A 20312-nucleotide genomic window follows, 5' to 3' on the forward strand; every position below is an offset into this window, starting at 1 on the left:
CTCTACTGCCCGCTCTCGGAGTTGAGAGAGTCGATCTTCTTCCCGACCGTGGCCAGTCCGCCGGCTGCGTCCTTCACCTTGCCCTGCTCGTACTCGAGCAGGAACGCGCGCCAGGTGTCCATGTCCTCGATGCCCGCCGGGGTGAGCGTCTTGTAGGAGGAGTGCGGGTTCTCGAAGATGTCGACGAACGGCTTCCAGTGCGGGTCGTCCGCCTTGTCCCAGGCCTTGAGCGCGGCGAACGTGGTCGGGATGTTGTAGACCGTGTCGGCGAGGGTGTTCAGGAACGTGGTGTCGGTGGTGAGCTGCTGGAGCGCGAAGAACGCCTCCTGCTTGTGCTGCGAGCCCGCGGACAGATAGGCGACGGTGCCGAGGGTGCTGCCCGCCCCGTAGGTGCCCGACGATCCGTCCAGAACCGGCATCGGCACCACGCCGTAGTCGAAGTCCTTCTTCAACGAGGCGATCTCGCCGATGTGCCACTCGCCGTCGAGCTCCATGGCGGCGGCGCCGGTCAGCAGCGGGTTGCCCGCGTCGTCGGCGTGCGGCTGGTAGCGGCCGACGAACTTCTGCACGTTCTCCTTGCCGTAGTAGTCGATGAGGTCCTTGTCCCACTTCAGCAGCTGCTGCCACTTGGGGTCGGAGGCGAAGGTCGTCTTGCCGTCCTTGCCGTAGAAGTCGGTGTCGCTGTGCGCCCCGGTGAAGAGGAACCGGTTGACGTCGAAGTCGGAACGCGGGACGAAGCCGAAGGTCTTGATGGAGCCGTCCGCGTTCTTCACGGTCAACTTCTTGGCGGCGGCGGTCAGTTCGGCGAGCGTCGTGGGCGGCTTGGTGATGCCGGCCGCGGCGAACATCTTCTTGTTGTAGTAGAGCGCGAAGGCGTCGGTCAGCAGCGGCAGCGCGCACTGCTTTCCCTGGTAGCGGGTGTAGGCGAGGGTCGCCGCCGGGAAGGTCTTGGCCGCGTCGATCTTGGCCGAGGACAGATACGGGCCAAGGTCAGCGACCGTGCCGTTGTAGCAGAACTTCGCCACGTTGTCGGGCACGGAGCCGATGAACACGTCGGGCGGATCGCCCGCTGCGACGGCCTTGGCATAGGCGGCGTCGTCCTTGTTGGGCACGAACTTCACGGTCAGCCACGGGTACTTGGTGTGCAGCTGCTTCAGGGTCGCCTTGAACGCCGCGACCTCGTTGAGGAGGTGGTTGAACGTCCAGACCGTGACGGTGGTGGCCTTGTGGGAGGCGCCCGGCGAGATGGCGGAGTCGGGTTGTGAGGAGGCGGGCCCGGCGGACGTACAGCCGGCCAGCAGCAGTACGCCGGCGGCCGTGACGGCCGCGGCCCCGGTGATACGTTTGAACACTGATCGTCCTTCCTCGGAGATGGCATTCCCTGGGTGACGGATCGGTCGGTCGGTCGATCGGACGTGGCAACGCCCGATGACCTCGAGCGGCGACGCTGTCCGGCAAGACGGCGTCGCCGCGGTGTCAGGACAGAGTCGACGGTGGCTCTGTCTGCGCTACGGGAGTGGTGGCGGCGGCGAAGGCGGCCTCCCGGGCCAGCTCCGCCGACATGGTCGTGGCTCCGGTGAGCACGGCGTCCTGGCCGAGGCCCGACGCGACGATGGGCGGCCGGAACGTACCGAAATCGGCCAGATGGCGGGCGACCGGTTCGAGCAGCAGGTCGCCGTTGGCGCCGATGGCGCCGCCCAGCACGATGAGTGCCGGGTCGATGAGGGGTACGACGCAGGCCACCACGTAGGCGACGCTGCGGGCGGTGTCGTCCACGATCTCCAGCGCGCCGGGGTCGCCGGCGCGGGCGAGTTCAAAGACGGTGCGCGGGCTGCCGTCACCGGGCAGTCCGAGTCGCTGGGCCTCGGCGCTGATGTAGCGCGCGCCCAGGTGTTCCTGCACGAGGTCCCGGCGCTGCCCGACCGGCGCGACCATACGGTCACTGGGCAGATAGCCGGCCTCTCCGGCAACTCCCGTGGCGCCCCGCCGGACCCGGCCGTCCACCACCAGCCCGAGACCGAGCCCGACCCCCAGGCTGACCAGGACGAAGTCGTCGGTGTCGGCGCCGAGTCCATGGGTGCGCTCGGCCAGCGCGGCGAGGTTGACGTCGTTCTCCAGGACGAGCGGCACCGGGATGGCGCGGCCGAGCGCCTCGCCGAGTCCCCGCCCGGCGTCGGGCAGTCCGGCGGCGTACGACAGGTGGCGTCCGTCCGGGCCGACCGCGGCCGGAAGGCCCGCGACGACCTGAGTGATCTCCTGCAGCGGTCGCCCGACCTGCTCGGCCAGGTCCACGCACATGTCGAGGATCTGTCCGACGAGCGCGTCGGCGCCCCGGTGACCATGTTGTTCGGACTCGGCATGCCCCCTGACCCGGCCGGTGACGTCGGCGACCGCGGCGCGGATCTTCCGGTGCCCGACGTCCACGCCGATCGCGAAGGCGCAGTCGGCGTTCACCCGGTACTGCGCCGGTGCCGGACCCTTGCGGCCGGTCACCGGGCCCACCTCGGTGATCACTCCACGCTCCAGCAGCAGCGCGACCGCGGCGGCCACGGTGGGCCGTGACAGCGTGATCCGCCCCGCCAGGTCGGTGGTCGTGACCGGGCCCGCCTCGTCGATCGCCTCCAGAACGGCACGACCGTTGAGCGAACGCAGCAACCGCTGCGGGCCTGCTGGATAACGGCGGGTCACGGTGCCCTCATCTCGGCATCGGGCTCTGTAAGAAAGAAAGTTGCTTATTTATACGCTCGCACATGGCCGGAATCAACCCTTCAGCGGCACTGCCGCCGACCAGGCTCACCGGCCAGAAAGGGCCGAAAGCCACCCAACTATCCGAAGCCCGGCAGCCTCGCATCCGACCACCGGGGTCCCTCCCTCCGACCGCACTCGACGGCGAGACGGGGGAGACACATGTCCGTGCACAAGGGCTACGTGCGCAAGGGGTTCGTGGGAGCGACCGCGGCTGTGGCGGTGACGGCCGTGGCCTTCACCGCGGCACCGGCGTCCGCAGAGCCGAGAGAACCTGAAGACCGGTGAGGCGCGGGGCGCCCACGACCGGTACCGCGCGGGCAGCATCACCAAGACCTTCATCGCGACGGTGCTGCTCCAACTCGAAGCCGAGCACCGGCTCTCGCTCGACGACAAGGTCGACAAGTGGCTCCCCGGTGTGGTCCGGGGGCACGGCCACGACGGGCGCAGGATCACCGTCCGTCAGCTCCTCAACCACACCAGCGGCATCTACAACTACACGGACGACGACGACTTCGCCAGCGAGATCTTCCTGCCCGAGAACTTCTACAAGAACCAGTACCGCTCCTGGACGCCCGAGAAGCTCATGAAGATCGCCATGAGCCACAAGCCCGAATTCGCTCCGGGCACCTCCTGGGGCTACTCCAACACCAACTACCTGCTCGCCGGCACGCTGATCGGCAAGGTGACCGGCAACTCGTACGGCGACGAGGTCCGCCGGCGCCTCATCGAGCCCCTCGGGCTGCACGGGACGTACATGCCCGGCACCAGCCCCACCGTGCCGCAGCCGAGCAACCGGGCGTACTCGCAGCTCGCCGAGAACACCACCGGGAAGATCTACGACGTCACCGAGTACAACCCCTCGGCCGCAGGCTCGGCGGGCGAGATCCTTCCAACTCCGGTGATCTGAACCGCTTCTACTCGGCGCTGCTGGCCGGCAGGGTGCTCCCACGAAGCAGCTCGCCGAGATGAAGAAGACCGTCCCGGCCGAGGTGGTGGGCGGCCAGTACGGGCTCGGGCTCATCGAGAGCGAGCTGAGCTGCGGTGTCCGGATCTGGGGGCACAGCGGTGGCGTCCACGGCTCCGGCTCCGCGGCATTCACCACGCTGAACGGCAAGCACTCGCTCGCCTTCAACTTCAACGGTGACTGGGCCGGCGACCCCGTGAAGGTCATCGAGGCGGAATTCTGCGGGAAGTAGCCCCGCCTCGAACGCACCTGCGGAGCAACGTCAGAAGATGCCCTGCCCGGGCACCAGGATCCCCTGCGGATCGTACGTCTTCCTTGCCTCGGCGAACCGGGTCCAGACGGGACCGAAGTGCTCCCTCCAGTCCGCGCGTTCGAAGGGGATCGAGCCGACCGGGTAGTTGGTGCCGCCGACTGCCCGGGCCGTGTCGTAGGCGGACCTGTTGGCGCTCAGCAGACGTTGCACGGTCGCCGCGTCCTCGGGGGGCGTGGTGCGCAGGATCGCCAGCAGGTAGGGCATCGGGTCGTCGGGCATGCGGAGCAGCGGGGCGTGGAAGCGCTCCCGCAGCACCGGATAGAGGAGGACGACGCCCGGTCCGAGGTCGTCCGGGGTGAGCGCGTCCAGGATGGTGGCGGACACGTCGGCGGCACTGCGGCCGGGCACGAGCAGGTTGAGCCAGGGGTGGGCGTACGCCCACAGGCCCGCTTCCTTGAGGGCGGCGACGGTGGGAGCGAGCCGGTCGAGGAAGTCGTAGTACGGGAGGTCGGCGATCTGGGCGCCGGATGCGTCGTGGCGCAGACCCTGCAGGAGCGCGGTGTCGTCGGGGGTGTCGCCCGCGGGAGGTCCGTAGGCGACGGCCTCGATGACGTACTGGTTGAAGGCTCCGGCGGCGTCGGCGGTGACCTGACCTTCGAGGTAGGCGAAGCGCTGTTCGGTGGCGAGGAGGCGCTGGTCGTCGAGGAAGGTGTGCAGGTCGTCGTACGGCAGGAGGTAGTGCCGTACGGTCGTCGGGGCGGTGACCAGGCGGAGGGTGGCGCCGACGACGACCGCGCACTGGCCGAGACCGGCGAGCACGGCGTCGAAGAGGTCGCGGTGGCGGGTCGGGGAGCAGCGGAGCAACTCCCCTGCGCCGGTGACGACTTCGAGTTCCAGCACGTTGTCGACCTGTGCGCCGTGCTGGTGCGTCTGGCCGCCGATGCCGCCGACGGACAGGGTGCCGCCGACGGAGAGCTCGAGGTAGTCGGTGAAGACGGGCGGCGTCAGGCCGTGCGCCAGGGTGGCCTTGGTGACGTCGCTCCATTTCGCGCCCGCCTGGACGCGGACGCTGGTGCTGTGCGCCTTCACGGGATGGATGGCCGCGAGGGTCGCGGTCTCGATGATCAGGCCGCCGTCGACCTGTGCCTGGCCGTTCGTGCCGTGACCCTGGCCGCGCGGGGCGGTACGCAGACCGTGCCGGTTGCAGAAGCGGATCATCGCGACGACGTCTCGTACGGATCCGGGCCGCAGTACCACGGCGGGGCGGTGGTGCACGATGTGACCGAAGTCGTCGGCGTCGGCGCTCAGTGAAGCCGGGTCGGTGTGGAGCGTTCCGTCCAGCTGCGGGATGTCGCTCAGCGGTTGGTCTGATTCGGTCACCGCCCAGCTACGCGTGAACGGGTCGAAGCCGACGACTGCAGCTCCTGCGGCGGCCAGGCCGCGCAGTGCAGTGCGTCGGGACGGGGTACGGGGCATGCGCTCCTCCTGAGACCGACCGGATGAGATGATCAACGGCGGCTCAGTCTAAGCATGTTGGGGCGCAGGAAGAGGTTGCGACTCGAGAGCTCACAGCAAAGGGGAATCACCGAACCGGTGGCAGCCTCCGCACAGAGCCGCGAGACGCTGCCTTATGCCGTGGAAACCGTGAAGCTGAAGACCGTGGTGCTTCCTTTCGCGCCGTCATAGGTGAACTTCCAGGAGATACTCCCCCGCGGTCCTGTTACGCAGCCTTTTTGGCCCGGACAAATACTGAAGGACCATGGGAGAGCCCTTGGCGACTCCTGGAGGACCTGTTACGGGACGAGGCGTCGAAGCCAGCCATTCTCGGCTCGGTTACTCTCGGCGCCACTGACGTTCACTCTGCGATCCGGGCAACCTGCGGCCGAATCGCCACTCGGGAGACGCCAACGCATGAATACGCCACCATCGCCGCCTGGAGCGGAGCGGACTGACGGATCGTCCGTCCAGATCGGCGTTCTCGTTCCGCTGACTCGGCCCGGCTGGATCGAGGCGGGCCGACACTTGCTCGCCGGCCTCGAGTTGGCCGTTCGCGAAGTCAATGACGCCGGCGGGATCGACGGAAGACCACTCGAGCTGGTGGTCCGGGACACCGCGGCTGATCCGCAGAGGGCCGCGGCGGCCGTGGACGAACTGGCTCGCCTGGGCGTGGCTGCCCTGGCGGGGGAGTATCACAGTGTCGTCGCTCGCGCCGCTGCCGCCAGAGCCGACGCCCTCGGTCTGCCGTTCCTCTGCTCGTCAGCAGTTCTCGACGCGCTCACCGAACAACCGACGGAATGGGTCGCGCGACTCTCCCCGCCGCAGTCCCGTGGCTGGCAGGTCTATGCGGACTTCCTCCTCGGCGCGGGCCACAGTCGAATCGCCGTAGCAGCCCAGCCGAGTGTCTACTGGGCATCCGGGACCCGCATTCTGCGGGACTATCTCGCTCCACGCGGCGGCACCGTCATCGAACTCGACATGGGCGCGCTCACCCCCGCGGGCGTGTGCGACGAACTCGTCGACCATCGCGCGACAGCCCTCCTTCTGCTGGTCGGCTACCCGGAGCCGGCCGTGTCGATCGTCAAGTCCGTCCGCCACGACCAGCGCCTCGCCGAGATCATGATCGGTGCTCCGGCCGGGCAACCGGAGTTCGCCGAATGGGCGACGTTGCTGGGCGACGACGGCGCCGCGGTCCCGTTCTTGCGCTACCTGCCTGAGCGCCTCAGCCCACTCGGTGCAGGAGTCGAACAGGTCCTCCGCGAGCGGCTGGGCGAAGCGCCCTCCTTCGTCGCCTTCGAGGGCTACGACACGGTCGCCGTCCTCGCTGACGTGCTGCGTTCTCACGGCACGGACCGGGCGCGCACTGCCGAATCCTGGCCGCGCGTTGCAGTCGAAGGCACCCGCGGGCGGATCCAGTTCTCCCGCACGCCAGGTATCAGCGTCTGGCAATGGGCTTGGCCGCCGATCCAAGTCGTTGATCGAGATCCGGCGGAACCCGATCGCTTTCGGATCCTCCACACCGGCTGACAGAGCATGGAGGTCCGACTGCCCAGATCTGTCCGAACGTGAGGCTGTCCGCCTGTCTGCCTGTCTACGTGTTGATCACTGGGCGCCCCACGGGCGTTCCTGTGACCGCGGACCATGTCGTCTGCGCTCCTCGCGGGTGCCGGGGCCGTTCCGCCAGGCCGTGCACGCGGACACCCGAACCAGGATCAGCCTGATCAAGGGCGTTCGCGCCCTGGGGAACGGACTGCCACCGAGCGCAAGCAGCGTTGGCGAACCCTGCAGCACGTCACCCTCGGCCCGAGCCGCATCGGTGACATCGCCCGCGCGGCCCTCGTCCTCATCGGCAACACTGCGCACGCGCCGCGCCATGTCCGGTGTTACGGCTCCGACATGACGGAGGCGGAGTGGCGGACCGCCCCGGCGTCACTGCCAGGCTCGGCCCGCCTTCCGGGGAGGGGCACCCGGCCGAAGGGCTACTGCCCCGGCGCCGAACCACCGAGCCGATCACCGGTCTGCGGGTAAGGAACACCGCAAGGCCGATGCAGGTGAGGAAGTGCTCCGCCCTGCGCTCGCAACGACGGGCAGTCGACGGCATACGGCGAGCCAGGACACGGTGCGTTCGACGAGCCGACCGCCAAGCGGCCAGCGGCCAGCGGCCAGCGGCCAGCGGCCAGCGGCGGAGCATGGTCTTCCGATTCGCGGCTCGTTCCGGGGATGGCTCCCCGCGGGCCCGCGCGCGAGGATGCTTCTTCACGGACGACAGTCCGCCCGCCCGATCCCGGGGCTTTGAACACCGGGCCCCTTCACGGCAAGAACTGACGCCACATCGAGGGAGCCTTGCGATGGGTTCACACGCGGCGCGGCACCACCACGGCAAACGGATCCTGGCGATGTCCACGGGCCTCATGATCGCGGCCGCTCTGCTGGGACTCCCCCGGGCCGACGGGGCGCCCGTTTCGGTCGATGCCTGCAACACCACGAGCGTGAAGCTGCCCCGCGGTGACTGCGGACCCTTCTGGCAGGTCCTCGCGGAGGACTTCAACGGTGATCGGGTGCCGCTGGGCGCATTCAGCGACTGCGATCACCACGTCGACACATCCGCTGCCTACTGCGGAGGTCTGAGCGGCAAGTTCCGCGACAACTGGTGGGCGTATCCGACCGGTTGGCTCGACACGGCCAACAGCCGGGACCGGAACGTGACGGGTGTCTATCACCCCGAGGACACCGTGAGCGTCGGTCCCTCGGTGAACGGCGACGGGAGGATGTCCATACGCATGTGGCGGCCCGACGACGGAGGCCCCGTGCACGCCGCGGCAGTGGTTCCGCGGGCGGTGATGGAGATGAAGTACGGCAAGTACAGCGCTCGCATCAAGGTGACGAAACTGGCCCCGGGATACAAGTCCGCCTGGCTGCACTATGGCGGGGGCTGCGAGATGGATCACCCCGAAGGCGAGTGGACCGGCTCTCTGACCGCCTTTCACCATCCGTGCGGCGGCGGTGAACAGGGCTACTTCCCCGGAAGCGACGACTGGACCGAGTGGCACACCGTCTCCACCGAGTGGACGCCGGGACACGTGCGGTTCTTCGTCGACGGCCGGCAGATCGGGCACGACACCCGCAGCGTGCCGGATCGTCCTCTGTCCTGGGTGTTGCAGAACGAGAGTGCTCTGGAGGGGCCCGGCGCGGCTCCCGGCAGCAGCGCACAGCTCGACGTCACGTGGGTCGCGGCGTACGCCTACGGTTGGAAGTAGTCGCGCACTCGGGGTGGCGGGTCAGTCCTCTGCGGGCAGCAATTCAATGACCTTGCCAGCGGTGTCGGCCCGCAGGTAACCGGACTGGCCGTACTCGCCAGTCACATAGATGGCCATTCCGGCCGGTGTGTCCCAGGTGTCGCTGGCCTGCTTCACCATCAGGTACCGGGATTCCGGATTGTCTACGTTGAGTTTCTCGTCCGCCTCTTTCAGAAGCGCGGGGACCCTGTCCCAGTTGAAGCCGTCGAGACTCATGGGCTTGTCGTCACCGGTCAGGATGCCGTTGCTGAGGCCCTTCTCCACGCCCTTTCCGGGACGGTAGCTGTAGGAGTCGTACTTGCTGTTGCTGCCGTTGACCATCAGGTCGGCCATCACGTAATCCGGGTAGACGGTGAAGTCGCCGAACCTGTCCCGGCCGGTCTCCTTCTTGAACGCCTTGATGGCGGTGCGGATGCCGTCCGGGGTGAGCATGTCGATGGTTTCCGCCTCCGTCGACTGCTGGGCGACTGGGGCAGCGGTGGTGGGCGGGACGGTCGTCCCCGAAGTCGATGTGGTGGACGAGGCCTTCGCGTCCGAACCGCCTGTGTCGCCCGTGTCTCCCGTGTCGCCCCCGAAGGGCAGCAGCCACCACAACAGGACCAGGGTGCCGGCGAGCACGGTTCCCGAGGAGCTCAGCAGGACGGTCAGGCCGGGTAGGCGCCGGCGTTCGGCACGCACGGGCGCGGTCACCGGCCCGGGCTGGATCAGAACCGGCCCGAACCCGGCGGGAGTTGCCGCACGTGCGGGATCGAGAGTGCCGGCACCGGCGTGCGCCGCCGGCGGCGCAGGGAGCGCAGAGGCGGACGGCGGGTGCAGCGGATAGGACGTGGGCTCGTCACGCGAGGCCCCCGTATCGGCCGGCCCCGACTCGACCTCGGCCAGCCTTCGATCCAGCACGTCCGCGGACGGCCGCGCCGACGGGTCCCGTACGAGCACGCTCATCAGGACGTCCCGCAGGGCGCCGGCCCGCACCGGCGGCGGCACGTCTTCGTGGAGGACCGCTGCGAGGGTGGCCAGGGTGCTGCCCCGGCGCAGCGGGTGGTCGCCCTCCACGGCGGTGTACAGCATCATCGCCAGCGACCAGAGGTCGGAGGCGGATCCGCCCTCGTGCCCGGAGATGCGCTCGGGCGCCATGAAGTCGGCCGTCCCGATGATGGACCCGGTGGCGGTGAGGCTGGTCGCCTCGCGGATCGCGGCGATACCGAAGTCGGTGAGGACCGGACGCCCGTCGGGCCGCAGGAGGACGTTGGCCGGCTTGACGTCCCGGTGCTGGATCCCGGCGTCGTGCGCGGCGGTCAGCGCGGCCAGGACTCCCCGGCCGACTCGTGCCGCCTCGACCGGCGGCATCGGTCCCTGGGCCAGCCGGTCGGCCAGCGAACCGCCGCTGACCAACTCCATGACGATCCACGGGTAGGTGCCGTCTCCGCCGTCGACTATGTGGTGGATGGTGACGACGTTCGGATGGTCGATCCGGGCCAGGGCCCTGGCCTCGCGCAACACCCGCTCGCGCAGCATCCGCGCGCCGTCGGGGTCGTACTCTGCGAGGTCCCGATCCGGCGGGCGGACCTCCTTGACCGCCACCAGCCGGTGCAGGACCAGGTCCCTGGCCCGCCAGACCGTCCCCATCCCACCGCCGCCGAGACGGGCCTCCAACTCGAAGCGCCCGTCGACGACTCGTCTGCCGGGACCTCTGTCTGCCTCACTCATGGGCGGGAGCTTAGTTGCCGCCACCGACACCGATTCACGTCCCCGGACCGGGCGAGCGCACCGGCCGCGTGGCGACGGTGACAACCCGCTTCATGGCCGTCGCCCGGTCGACTCCTTTGCACAACCCGCGGCTCTCCCCCGGCCTGGTCCCCGAACTGCTCCAGGCTCAGGCGGAACGCCGGGAAGGCGGCCGCGGTGGCTGTCCACCGCGGCCGCCTCCTGCGGGTACGAGGTTCAGCTGATGCGGTGCACTCGCTGGGTGGTCAGCTCGTAGCGGGCGCCGACGACGGCCAGTGCGCCCGAGTCGATCTTGGCGGCGAGATCGGGCTCCGACGCGAGCCGCGACCGTATGAGCCGTACGTTGGCGTCGATCGTCGCGTCGATGCGCGCGTCGCCCTCCTTGGTGCGGTCGATGGCCGGGCTGATCTGGTCGGCCAGGTACTGGATGTGGGCGGGCAGTTCCTCGCCCGACTCGTCCGCCTGGACCGTGGCCTTCACCGCCCCGCACGACTGGTGGCCGAGCACCATGAGCAGCGGTATCCCCAGTTCGAGCACGCCGTACGCGAGGCTGCCGAGCACGGCCTCGTCGAGGACCTGGCCCGCGGTGCGTACGGTCATCAGGTCGCCGAGGCCCTGGTCGAAGACCAGCTCCGGAGGCACCCGGGAGTCGATGCAGCCGAGCATGAGGGCGAAGGGGTGCTGACCCGCCGTCAGCGACTGCCGGACGGCAGGCGTCTCGTCGGGATGCCGCTCGCGGAAGGTACGCCAGCGGCGGTTGCCCGCCGCCAGTTCCCGAAGGGCCTCCTCGGCCGTGGTGGGCCGCTTGCCCGGAGCGGCGGTGGAGGGCGCGGCAGCCGCGGGAGAGGCGCCGACGGCGAGGCCGGTGCCGAGGGCCGCGGTCCCGGTGAGCGCGGCGCGGAGGAGGGAGCGCCGGGCGGGGGGCGTCGCGCCGGAGAACGGGGCGACGGATGCCGTCCGCTGTGAGCGGTCGACTCTGTCAGGTACTGGGTCAGAGATCACGGAGGGGAACGTATGTCCGGGTCGCTCCCCCTCCTTTCAGGTTGCTGAATCATGGACGAATGTTGGGGAATCATGGTCAAGTGTTGAACCATTCCTGGCTACTCAGAGGGAATTCCTTGGCCAAAGCTCGGTCTGATTGAGTACGGCGTGCCGTACCCGCGAGGGGCGCGGCCGGCGAGAGGGGAACAGGCAGCGTGCGGCCTACGACGCAGCAGAACATCCGCGGGCCTCTGCCCGAAGGGCTCGGCCAAGCGATACGCGAGACCGCCGGTGACATCGCCACGCTGTTGAAAGACGCTTCCGACACGGCCGTCCCCGTACCGGATTCGGAGTGGACGGTCGGCGAGGCGGCCGCCCATCTCGCACTGGCCAACGAGCTGATGGCCGACCTCGCCTCAGGGCACGAACGCCCCTACGGGGACGGCACACCGCAGAGTCTGGCCGCGGCCAACGCGCAGTCCCTCGCCACGTGCGAGGAACGCCGGGCACAACCGCTGGCCTCAATGATCATCGAGCAGGCCGACGTATTCCTCGACGCCGTGGAGCGGGCCACGAGCGACGAGGACACCACCGACTCGACACTCGTCACGCCGCTGGGCCCCATGGACAGGAACCTTCTCGCGTCCTATCTGCTGACGCACATGCTGGGCCACGGCTACGACCTCGCTCGCGCGCTGCACCGCCCACACATGATCGACCGCGACCGTGTCGGGCTGTGCATGCCGTTCATGCTCTCGGTCATGCCGCGCGTCGCCGACACGGCCGCCATCGCTGATCTGACGGTCCGCTACACCGTCCGTCTCCGGGGCGGCGCGGCGTTCGGCGTCAGCCTGGCCGATGGTGCGGTGCAGGTGACCCCGACCCCGCGGCAACGTCCCGACTGCACCATCCTGATCGAACCCGTCGCCTTCCTTCTCATCGCGCTGGGCCGCCGCAATCCGTGGCGGGCCATCGGGCAGGGACAGGTCATCGCCTGGGGACGCAAACCCTGGCTCGGGCCCCGCTTCCCGACCCTGTTCACGGCGCCCTGACCAAAGGGCGGCTTTACGAACGTGATCACGAGAACTTGTACCCGGTGAAGTCGGAAACCGGGACGTATCCGAGTCGCTGGTAGAGGGCGGTGCTGGTGAGGTTGGCCGGGTCCGCGAACAGCACGACGTCCGTCGCGCCCGCGGCCAGCGCGGCGCGGCTCACCTCGACCGTCACGGCGCCCGCGTAGCCCCGGCCCCGGAGGTGAGCCGGGGTGTAGACGGGGTCCACCCGGACCATGCCTCCGACCATCGAGGTCGCGGCTGCCATGGAGACGGGAGTGCCGTCCGGGGTCTCCCAGAACGTGAAGTGTCTGTCGCCGAAGCGCGAGCTGTCCCAGTCGCCGGCATCGATGAGGGTTATGGAGCGGTCCTCTCCGACCTCGACGCAGAACTCACGGCAGAAGCGCACGACTTGCTCACGGTCCCGCTCACCCACGATGCGACCACTGCCCTTCGGGAACGGCTCCTGCGGGGTGAGCGTGCCGAGACGGTGGAGACGGGCTCCCCAGTCGCGTACCGGCGCCGCGCCTGTGTGCCGCTGCCAGGCCTCGGCGAAAGCGGTGGCGGTGTCGTGGTCCGCGAGGACGCCGGAGAGGGGGTGGCCGAGGTCGACCAGGTGGGCGGCGAGGGTGTCGGCCTGCTCGGGAGAGAGGGAGGTGAGGCTCAGGCGGTGGGACGGAAGGCGGTAGAAGATGGCGCGGACCTCTCCCCCTGACTCCAGTCGGCCGAAGAGAGTCGCTTCGGCGCCAGATCCGTCCGCCCCGCCTCTTCGCAGTTTCTCGATCACCGTCAGCGGCGTGTTGTGCAGGGCGGGGCGTGAGCGCAGGAAGTCTCCGGCTCGGGCGAGAAAGTCGTCGATGTCCTCGGTGAGGTGCCAGTCAGCTGGGCGCATGCCTCATGATTCCCCGACAGCCAACACCGGCAAGCGCTCTCGATGAACGTCGCGGCCCCGGCCCCGAGCCCTCGCATCCTGGCGCCACCCGCCCGAGGGAGTGACTGCGCTGAACGCGGTCGACCCGTTCAGCAGGACCGGCAGGCTCGAGGCGCTTGTCCAGCGGTTCGAGGCACGGGGCGCATCCCCCGCGTTCTCCCGCATGCTTCAGGAGTACCACGACGCAGTGGGCATCGAAGATGCCGTCAGAGTCCTGGAGTTGGGGTGCCGCACCGGCACGGTGGCCCGCGCTGTCGCACGTCGCGCGAACCTCTCCGGACGCCTCCTGGGCATCGACCGCAGCCCTCATGACGCCTCACCGTAGAACGGCCTGACTGCGCCCAAATATCTCAGAGCCTGTGTCACATCCCCAGTCGGATCAGCGCACCTCGTCTGGTGCGTGCGATCGCAAGGCGCCGGAGCGCCCTCGATGGAGGTCCCCCCGCGCGAGGTTGTTCGAGCGTGAGGGAGGAGCCACGTGGGCGTTTCGGCAACGCGGCTGGGGGTCCCCCCTCTGGGGCAGTGCGTGCCAGACGACGCGCGCCCGGCCGGGGATGTGACACAGGCTCTCAGCCGTCAGGCGCCGACGTAGGACGCGAGATGGTCACCGGTGAGAGTGGAGCGGGCGTCGACAAGGTCGGCAGGCGTGCCCTCGAAGACGATCCGGCCGCCGTCGTGGCCCGCGCCGGGGCCGAGGTCGATGATCCAGTCGGCGTGCGCCATGACCGCCTGATGATGCTCGACGACGATGACCGACTTGCCGGACTCGACCAATCGGTCCAGCAGACCGAGCAACTGCTCGACATCCGCGAGGTGGAGACCGGCGGTCGGCTCGTCGAGGACGTAGATGCCGCCCTTCTCCGACATGTGGGTGGCCAGCTTGAGCCGCTGGCGCTCGCCGCCGGACAGCGTGGTGAGCGGCTGGCCGAGGCTGAGGTAGCCAAGGCCGACGTCGACGAGGCGGGTGAGGATGCGCTGCGCGGCCGGCGTGTGCGCCTCGCCCGTGCCGAAGAACTCCTCGGCCTCGGTCACCGACATCGCGAGCACCTCGCTGATGTCGCGGCCGCCGAGGTGGTACTCCAGCACCGAGGCCTGGAACCGCTTGCCCTCGCAGTCCTCGCAGGTGGTGGCGACGCCGGCCATCATCGCCAGGTCGGTGTAGATGACACCCGCGCCGTTGCAGGTGGGGCAGGCGCCCTCCGAGTTGGCGCTGAACAGCGCCGGCTTCACGTCGTTGGCCTTCGCGAACGCCTTGCGGATCGGGTCGAGCAGTCCGGTGTACGTCGCCGGGTTGCTGCGCCGGGAGCCCTTGATGCCTGTCTGGTCGACCGACACCACGCCCGCGCCGGCCGGGATCGACCCGTGGACGAGGGAGCTCTTGCCGGAGCCGGCGACGCCGGTGACCACGCAGAGCACCCCGAGCGGGATGTCGACGTCGACGCCCTGCAGGTTGTGCGTCGTCGCGCCGCGGATCTCCAGCGTGCCGGTGGGCTTGCGCGCCTCCTCCTTGACGGAGGCCCGGTCGTCGAAGTGGCGGCCGGTGATGGTGCCGCTGGTCCGCAGGCCCTCGACGGTGCCCTCGAAGCAGACGGTGCCGCCCGCCGTGCCGGCGCCGGGGCCGAGGTCGACGACGTGGTCGGCGATCACGATGGTCTCCGGCTTGTGCTCCACGACGAGCACCGTGTTGCCCTTGTCCCGCAGCCGCAGCAGCAGGTCGTTCATCCGCTGGATGTCATGGGGGTGCAGGCCGATGGTGGGCTCGTCGAAGACGTAGGTGACGTCGGTGAGGGAGGAGCCGAGGTGGCGGATCATCTTGACGCGCTGCGCCTCGCCGCCCGAGAGCGTGCCCGCCGGCCGCTCCAGCGAGAGGTAGCCGAGGCCGATCTCCACGAACGAGTCGAGGGTCTGCTGCAGCGCGGTGAGCAGCGGTGCCACCGACGGCTCGTCGAGACCGCGGACCCATTCGGCCAGGTCGCGGATCTCCATCGCGCAGGCGTCGGCGATGCTGATCCGCTTGATCTTCGACGTCCGGGCGCCCTCGCTGAGCCGGGTGCCGTCGCACTCGGGGCAGATGGTGAAGGTGACCGCCCGCTCCACGAAGGCCCGGATGTGCGGCTGCATCGCCTCCTTGTCCTTGGACAGGAACGACTTCTGGATCTTGGGGATCAGCCCCTCGTAGGTGAGGTTGACGCCGTTGACCTTGACCTTGACCGGCTCCCCGTAGAGGAAGTCCTGCATCTGCTTCTTGGTGTACTCGCGGATCGGCTTGTCCGGGTCGACGAAGCCGGACTGGGCGTAGACCTGCACGGTCCACTGGCTGTCGGACTTCCAGCCCGGGATGGTGAACGCACCCTCGGCGAGCGACTTGGAGTCGTCGTAGAGCTGGGTGAGATCGATGTCGGAGACCTTGCCGCGGCCCTCGCAGCGCGTGCACATGCCGCCGGTGCGCTGGAAGGTCGCCTTCTGTGCCTTGGTCTTGTTACCGCGCTCGACGGTGATCGCACCGCTCGCGCGGACCGAGGCGGTGTTGAAGGAGTACGCGCTGGGCGGACCGATGTGCGGCTTGCCGAGTCGGCTGAAGAGGATGCGCAGCATCGCGTTGGCGTCGGTGGCGGTGCCGACCGTGGAGCGGGGGTCGCCCCCCATCCGCTGCTGGTCGACGCTGATCGCGGTCGTCAGCCCGTCGAGGACGTCGACCTCGGGCCGCGCCAGCGTCGGCATGAAGCCCTGCACGAAGGCGCTGTAGGTCTCGTTGATCAGCCGCTGCGACTCCGCGGCGATCGTGTTGAACACCAGCGAGCTCTTGCCCGAGCCGGAGACGCCGGTGAACACCGTCAGCCGGCGTTTGGGGATCTCGATGCTGACGTCCTTGAGATTGTTCTCGCGTGCTCCGTGTACGCGGATCAGATCGTGGCTGTCGGCAGCGTGCGGCGCAGGCGACTGCGTGTCCGTGTTCCTGGCCATGCTCATCATGTCTCCATCCATCGGGCAGGACCGCCTGCGCGGTCCCGGTCGGCGTCGCCTGGCTCGATCTGACCGGCTTCGAGCTGTACGTCTGGTTCTACTTTGTCGGCGCGGTGGCGGCAACGGTCCGGCGGCCGCCCCGCCGGCTCAGCGCAGTTCCTGGATGCGGATCAGGTTGCCCGCGGGATCACGGAAGGCGCAGTCGCGCACACCGTACGGCTGCTCGATCGGCTCCTGGACGACCTCCGCGTCGGTGGCCGCCAGCCGCTCGAAGGTGGCGTCGAGATCGGCGGTGGAAAGGAGAATGCGGGCGTAGGTGCCCTTGGCCATCATCTCGGTGATGGTGCGGCGCTCGTCTTCGGAGACGCCGGGATCGGCGAACGGCGGCTCCAGGACGATGGACGTAGCGGGCCGGCCGACGGGGCCGACCGTGATCCAGCGCGTCCGGCCCTGTCCGACGTCGCCTCGGACCTCGAAGCCGAGGACCTCGCGGTAGAAGGCCACGGAGGCGTCCGGGTCGTCGTGCGGGAGGAAGCTCGCGTGAATGCTGATGTCCATGGCAGTCACGCTAGGCCGGGCGCGGGGGCCAGCGCTTCTCGATTCCTGACCGGTCGGGTCCTCTGTTCGCCGGGCTGTCGCCGCTCCGCACGTCCCGGATTCGCCGGGCTGTCCGCACTCCGCATGTCACAAACGGCCGGCGCCATCTCGTCTCCTTGCTGAACGCCACATCAGGAATCGGGAAGGTGATGGTCGTGCGCGTGTTCGTGGCAGGCGGTACGGGGGCCCTGGGGCGGCGGCTGGTGCCGCAGCTCGTGGCCAGGGGACACCAGGTGACGGCTACGACGACGAGCGCGGCCAAACTCGGTCTGCTGGAGCGGCTGGGCGCCGAGGGCGCCGTGATGGACGGGCTGGACGCGGTGTCGGTCGGCGAGGCGGTGGCCAAGGCCCGGCCGGACACGATCGTGCATGAGATGACCGCGATCTCCGGCAAGCCCGACATGCGGCACCCCGACCGGTTTTTCGCCACCACCAACCGGCTGCGCATCGAGGGCACGGACCACCTGCTGGCCGCCGCCGAGGCGACCGGCGTACCCCACGTCGTCGTGCAGGGCTTCGCGCAGAGCTTCAGGCCGGGCGCAGGGCTGCTGACCGAGGAGGACCCCATCGACCCGGGCACGGCGACGATGGCGCGCAGGCTATCGGCGGGTGTCCTGCACATCCAGGACGTGGTGCCCAAGGCCGGTGGCACGGTCCTGCGCTACGGCGGGTTCTACGGGCCGGGCGCCAGTGACGACGTGATCGAGTTCGTGCGCAAGCGGAAGTTCCCGCTCGTGGGGGATGGCACCGGCTGGAACTCGTGGGTGCACCTCGACGACGCGGCGAGCGCCACGGTCCTGGCCGTGGAGAAGCAGGCCAGGGGCGTGTTCAACATCGTCGACGACGAGCCCGCCCAGGTCCGCGAGTGGCTCCCGTATCTGGCTGCGTGCGCGGGGGCCAAGCGACCGATGCGGGTTCCCAAGTGGCTGGCCAAGCTGCTGGCGGGGGAATTCGCGGTGACCCTGATGACCGAGGGACGCGGCTTCTCCAACGCCAAGGCCAAGCGGGAACTCGGCTGGGAGCTGCGCCATCCCTCGTGGCGCCAGGGCTTCGAGGAGGAGCTGGCGTGAGCAGGACCGAGGAGTTCGAGGAGCTGCGACCGCTGCTGTTCGCGATCGGCTACCGGATCCTCGGCAGCGTGAGCGAGGCCGAGGACGCGGTCCAGGAGAGCTGGCTGCGATACGAGGCCTCCCCCACCCGGCCCCGGTCGGCCAAGGCCTACCTCTCGGCCGTGGTCACCCGGGTCTCGATCGACGTCCTGCGGTCGGCCCGCCTGACGCGAGAGCAGTACGTCGGTCCGTGGTTCCCCGAGCCGCTGCTCACTGACCCCTACGAGGACCCGGAGCGCTCGGCGGAGCTCGCCGACTCGCTGTCGATGGCGGCCCTGGTCCTGCTCGAGCGGCTGTCCCCGCTCGAGCGCGCGGTCTTCGTGCTGCGGGAGGTGTTCGGGTTCGGTTTCCCGGACATCGCGTCGGCGGTGGGGCGCTCGGAGGCGGCGTGTCGCCAGCTCGCCGTACGGGCGCGCCGTCACATGGACGCGGGCCGGCCCCGGTTCGAGGCGGACCGCAAGGAGCGCGAGGAACTCGCCGAGCGGTTCTTCGACGCCTTCAGGGAAGGCGATGTGGACGGGCTGCGCGAGCTGCTCGCCGCCGACGTGTCGATGGCCGGCGACAGTGGCGGCAAGGCTCCGCAGTGGGCCAAGCCCGTCTTCGGCACCGAGAACGTGGCCCGGGTGCTCGCCGCGGTCGTACCGCCGCTCCTCCGGATCGGTTTCGCAGTGGAGCAGCACGACGTGAACGGCCAGCCGGGCGCGATCCTGCGCGACCGGGACGGCAAGGTCCTCAACGCCCTGGCGCTGGACATCGTCGACGGACGGATCCAGACGATCCGCTCGGTGATCAACCCCGACAAGCTCGGGCACGTGGGTCCGGTGGCGGACGCCTGGGCGGTCAAGCGCGAGGTCGTCGAGGCTCGCAAAGCGGGTGCGGACCCGGCGTAGGTTCCCCGAGTCCGCACCCTTCACTGCGCGTACGCGCTCAGCGGCTCACGAAGAGAGCCACTCGGTGGCGTTCAGGGCGAGGGCGGCGTTGGTCGCGCCGGTGTCGTTCCAGCCGTCGTAGAGCGTGTTGCCGGACTGGCCGGTGCCGTCGTCGATCGGGGAACTGTCGCCCCAGAACGCGATCTTGCCGCTGCCGTAGGTGCTGGTGGCGAAGAACGCGCCCGTGTTGCCGGAGTAACCGCTGCGGTAGAGCAGTCCCTTGACGTTCGAGTTGTCGCCGGGAGCGAGGGTGGCCGTCGTGCCGCTGGCGATCAGGCTCTTGGTGACCGTGCCGAAGGAGCCGTGCAGGATCGCGTCGGAGCTGTCGCTGATCGCGGCCGGGTAGCCGGAGCTGATGCTCAGCGAGTCGATGGAGAAGCCGAACGGGTCGTCGCTGTCGACGCTGTTGTTGGTCATCAGGTCGTTGAGGATCTCGACCGCGTCCTCGCCGTCGTTGTTGCGGTCGGCGCCGGTGTGATCGGAGATCATGAACAGGCCGCCGCCGTTCTTCACGAAGTTCATGATCGCCGTCTTCTCGGCGGTCGTGAACAGCGTGTTGGGCTCGGGCAGGACCAGCGTGTCGAAGTTCGACAGGTCGGTGGCCGAGGAGCCGCCGTAGGCGAGGCTGGAGCCCGAAGGCAGGGTGTCCAGCGAGTAGTCGCCGGTCTGCTGCAGAGCCACGCCCCAGGAGGAGAGGGCGCCCGTCCAGTCGGTCTCGGAGGAGGGCGAGGAGTCCTCGTCGGTGGGGTCGGGCTGGCTGGTGGAGACGATCCAGTCGGCGTTGCCGGCCGTCTCGGCGTGGGCGTTGTCGAACAGGACGCGGTGCGTGGTGGCCGCGGCGGCCGGGGTCGCGGTGGACGCCTGGACGGCGGCACCCGTGGTGAGCAGGCCGAGGACGGTGAGAGCGGTGGTGAGTCTGCGGGGGGACGTACCGAGGCCGAGCATCCGGTGAACCTCCATGAGTGGGGGGTGAGAGGCGGTGCGGGCGCCGAATCTTCGCGCGTAGAACAGCGGTTGGACAACCGCTGCTCGACACAAAGCTGGACGGTACACACAAGATCAGGACCGCCGGGAGAGCCTCCCGAGGGTTCACGTACATCTCTTACCGTTCCTAAAGACTGAGCGGGAGTGAGTCCTGTTGCCAGGACTCATGCTCAGCCGAACGCCCCGAACGGTGTTGGGCGTTCTGGTTGCCCGCGTTCGCTCCGCGGTCCGGCGGCACGGATCGTGTCCGTGGTCCGGGAACGGGAGGGCGGGGTCCCTCAC

16 protein-coding genes and 2 pseudogenes are annotated in these 20312 nt (G+C 69.3%); 8 read left to right on the forward strand and 10 right to left on the reverse strand.

The window, feature by feature from the left end; all coding sequences use genetic code 11:
• Window positions 1-2: 2 nt before the first annotated feature.
• Both IG08_RS0143545 and IG08_RS0143550 read right to left on the reverse strand, forming a co-directional pair.
• Complete coding sequence (locus IG08_RS0143545; protein ID WP_030616899.1) at window positions 3-1352, reverse strand: ABC transporter substrate-binding protein; 1350 nt, start codon at window positions 1350-1352, stop codon at window positions 3-5.
• A gap of 124 nt (window positions 1353-1476) precedes the next feature.
• The gene (locus tag IG08_RS0143550) at window positions 1477-2688 is read right to left on the reverse strand and encodes an ROK family transcriptional regulator (protein WP_030616903.1); all 1212 of its coding nucleotides are present in this window, start codon (window positions 2686-2688) and stop codon (window positions 1477-1479) included.
• 219 nt (window positions 2689-2907) lie between these two features.
• Here IG08_RS0143550 and IG08_RS62620 point away from each other — a divergent pair, with 219 nt between their 5' ends.
• Both IG08_RS62620 and IG08_RS57970 read left to right on the forward strand, forming a co-directional pair.
• Complete coding sequence (locus tag IG08_RS62620) at window positions 2908-3033, forward strand: hypothetical protein (protein ID WP_261723043.1); 126 nt, start codon at window positions 2908-2910, stop codon at window positions 3031-3033.
• Window positions 3017-3944 (forward strand): annotated as a pseudogene (locus IG08_RS57970) (serine hydrolase domain-containing protein); the annotation flags it as partial. The gene IG08_RS62620 and the pseudogene IG08_RS57970, both read left to right, overlap by 17 nt.
• 30 nt (window positions 3945-3974) lie before the next feature.
• On the opposite strand, the gene IG08_RS0143565 reads toward IG08_RS57970, so the two are convergent.
• Complete coding sequence (locus tag IG08_RS0143565; protein ID WP_030616906.1) at window positions 3975-5441, reverse strand: FAD-binding protein; 1467 nt, start codon at window positions 5439-5441, stop codon at window positions 3975-3977.
• Window positions 5442-5876: 435 nt separating this feature from the next.
• Between IG08_RS0143565 and IG08_RS0143570 the strand changes: the two genes are divergently transcribed.
• The gene (locus tag IG08_RS0143570) at window positions 5877-6989 is read left to right on the forward strand and encodes an ABC transporter substrate-binding protein (RefSeq protein ID WP_030616908.1); all 1113 of its coding nucleotides are present in this window, start codon (window positions 5877-5879) and stop codon (window positions 6987-6989) included.
• 821 nt (window positions 6990-7810) lie between these two features.
• Entirely contained in the window at window positions 7811-8719 is a 909-nt protein-coding gene (locus tag IG08_RS0143575) for a glycoside hydrolase family 16 protein (RefSeq protein ID WP_030616910.1), read from the forward strand.
• Window positions 8720-8740: 21 nt separating this feature from the next.
• On the opposite strand, the gene IG08_RS0143580 is transcribed toward IG08_RS0143575, so the two are convergent.
• Both IG08_RS0143580 and IG08_RS0143585 read right to left on the reverse strand, forming a co-directional pair.
• Window positions 8741-10465 (reverse strand): serine/threonine-protein kinase, encoded by a 1725-nt coding sequence (locus tag IG08_RS0143580; protein ID WP_030616912.1) that lies wholly within the window; start codon window positions 10463-10465, stop codon window positions 8741-8743.
• A 234-nt stretch (window positions 10466-10699) separates the two neighbouring features.
• Window positions 10700-11485 carry a carbonic anhydrase gene (locus tag IG08_RS0143585; protein WP_030616914.1) on the reverse strand — a complete coding sequence of 262 codons (786 nt, stop codon included), beginning with the start codon at window positions 11483-11485 and terminating at the stop codon, window positions 10700-10702.
• Window positions 11486-11679: 194 nt separating this feature from the next.
• Here IG08_RS0143585 and IG08_RS0143590 point away from each other — a divergent pair, with 194 nt between their 5' ends.
• Complete coding sequence (locus IG08_RS0143590; RefSeq protein WP_030616916.1) at window positions 11680-12516, forward strand: maleylpyruvate isomerase family mycothiol-dependent enzyme; 837 nt, start codon at window positions 11680-11682, stop codon at window positions 12514-12516.
• 25 nt (window positions 12517-12541) lie between these two features.
• On the opposite strand, the gene IG08_RS0143595 is transcribed toward IG08_RS0143590, so the two are convergent.
• Window positions 12542-13408: a GNAT family N-acetyltransferase gene (locus IG08_RS0143595; protein WP_030616919.1), complete on the reverse strand. Its 867-nt coding sequence runs from the start codon at window positions 13406-13408 to the stop codon at window positions 12542-12544.
• 100 nt (window positions 13409-13508) lie between these two features.
• Between IG08_RS0143595 and IG08_RS0143600 the strand changes: the two genes are divergently transcribed.
• Entirely contained in the window at window positions 13509-13772 is a 264-nt protein-coding gene (locus IG08_RS0143600) for a methyltransferase domain-containing protein (RefSeq protein WP_030616934.1), read from the forward strand.
• Window positions 13773-14023: 251 nt separating this feature from the next.
• Here the strand turns inward: IG08_RS0143600 and IG08_RS0143605 are convergent, their stop codons facing one another.
• Both IG08_RS0143605 and IG08_RS0143610 read right to left on the reverse strand, forming a co-directional pair.
• Complete coding sequence (locus IG08_RS0143605) at window positions 14024-16417, reverse strand: ATP-binding cassette domain-containing protein (protein ID WP_030616936.1); 2394 nt, start codon at window positions 16415-16417, stop codon at window positions 14024-14026.
• Window positions 16418-16558: 141 nt separating this feature from the next.
• The gene (locus IG08_RS0143610; RefSeq protein ID WP_030616939.1) at window positions 16559-16969 is read right to left on the reverse strand and encodes a VOC family protein; all 411 of its coding nucleotides are present in this window, start codon (window positions 16967-16969) and stop codon (window positions 16559-16561) included.
• A 188-nt stretch (window positions 16970-17157) separates the two neighbouring features.
• Between IG08_RS0143610 and IG08_RS0143615 the strand changes: the two genes are divergently transcribed.
• Both IG08_RS0143615 and IG08_RS0143620 read left to right on the forward strand, forming a co-directional pair.
• A complete protein-coding gene (locus IG08_RS0143615) occupies window positions 17158-18078 on the forward strand; it encodes an NAD-dependent epimerase/dehydratase family protein (protein WP_030616942.1) in 921 nt (306 codons plus the stop codon).
• Window positions 18075-19007, forward strand: a complete 933-nt coding sequence (locus tag IG08_RS0143620) for an RNA polymerase sigma-70 factor (RefSeq protein WP_030616945.1) — start codon at window positions 18075-18077, stop codon at window positions 19005-19007. Before IG08_RS0143615 ends, IG08_RS0143620 begins: the two co-directional genes overlap by 4 nt.
• A gap of 45 nt (window positions 19008-19052) precedes the next feature.
• Here IG08_RS0143620 and IG08_RS0143625 read toward each other — a convergent pair whose 3' ends face one another.
• Complete coding sequence (locus tag IG08_RS0143625; RefSeq protein WP_234343124.1) at window positions 19053-20006, reverse strand: hydrolase; 954 nt, start codon at window positions 20004-20006, stop codon at window positions 19053-19055.
• A 151-nt stretch (window positions 20007-20157) separates the two neighbouring features.
• Window positions 20158-20312, reverse strand: a pseudogene (locus tag IG08_RS61830) (transposase); the annotation flags it as partial.

It is taken from the genome of Streptomyces fulvoviolaceus, assembly GCF_000718165.1.
Lineage (GTDB): Bacteria > Actinomycetota > Actinomycetes > Streptomycetales > Streptomycetaceae > Streptomyces > Streptomyces fulvoviolaceus.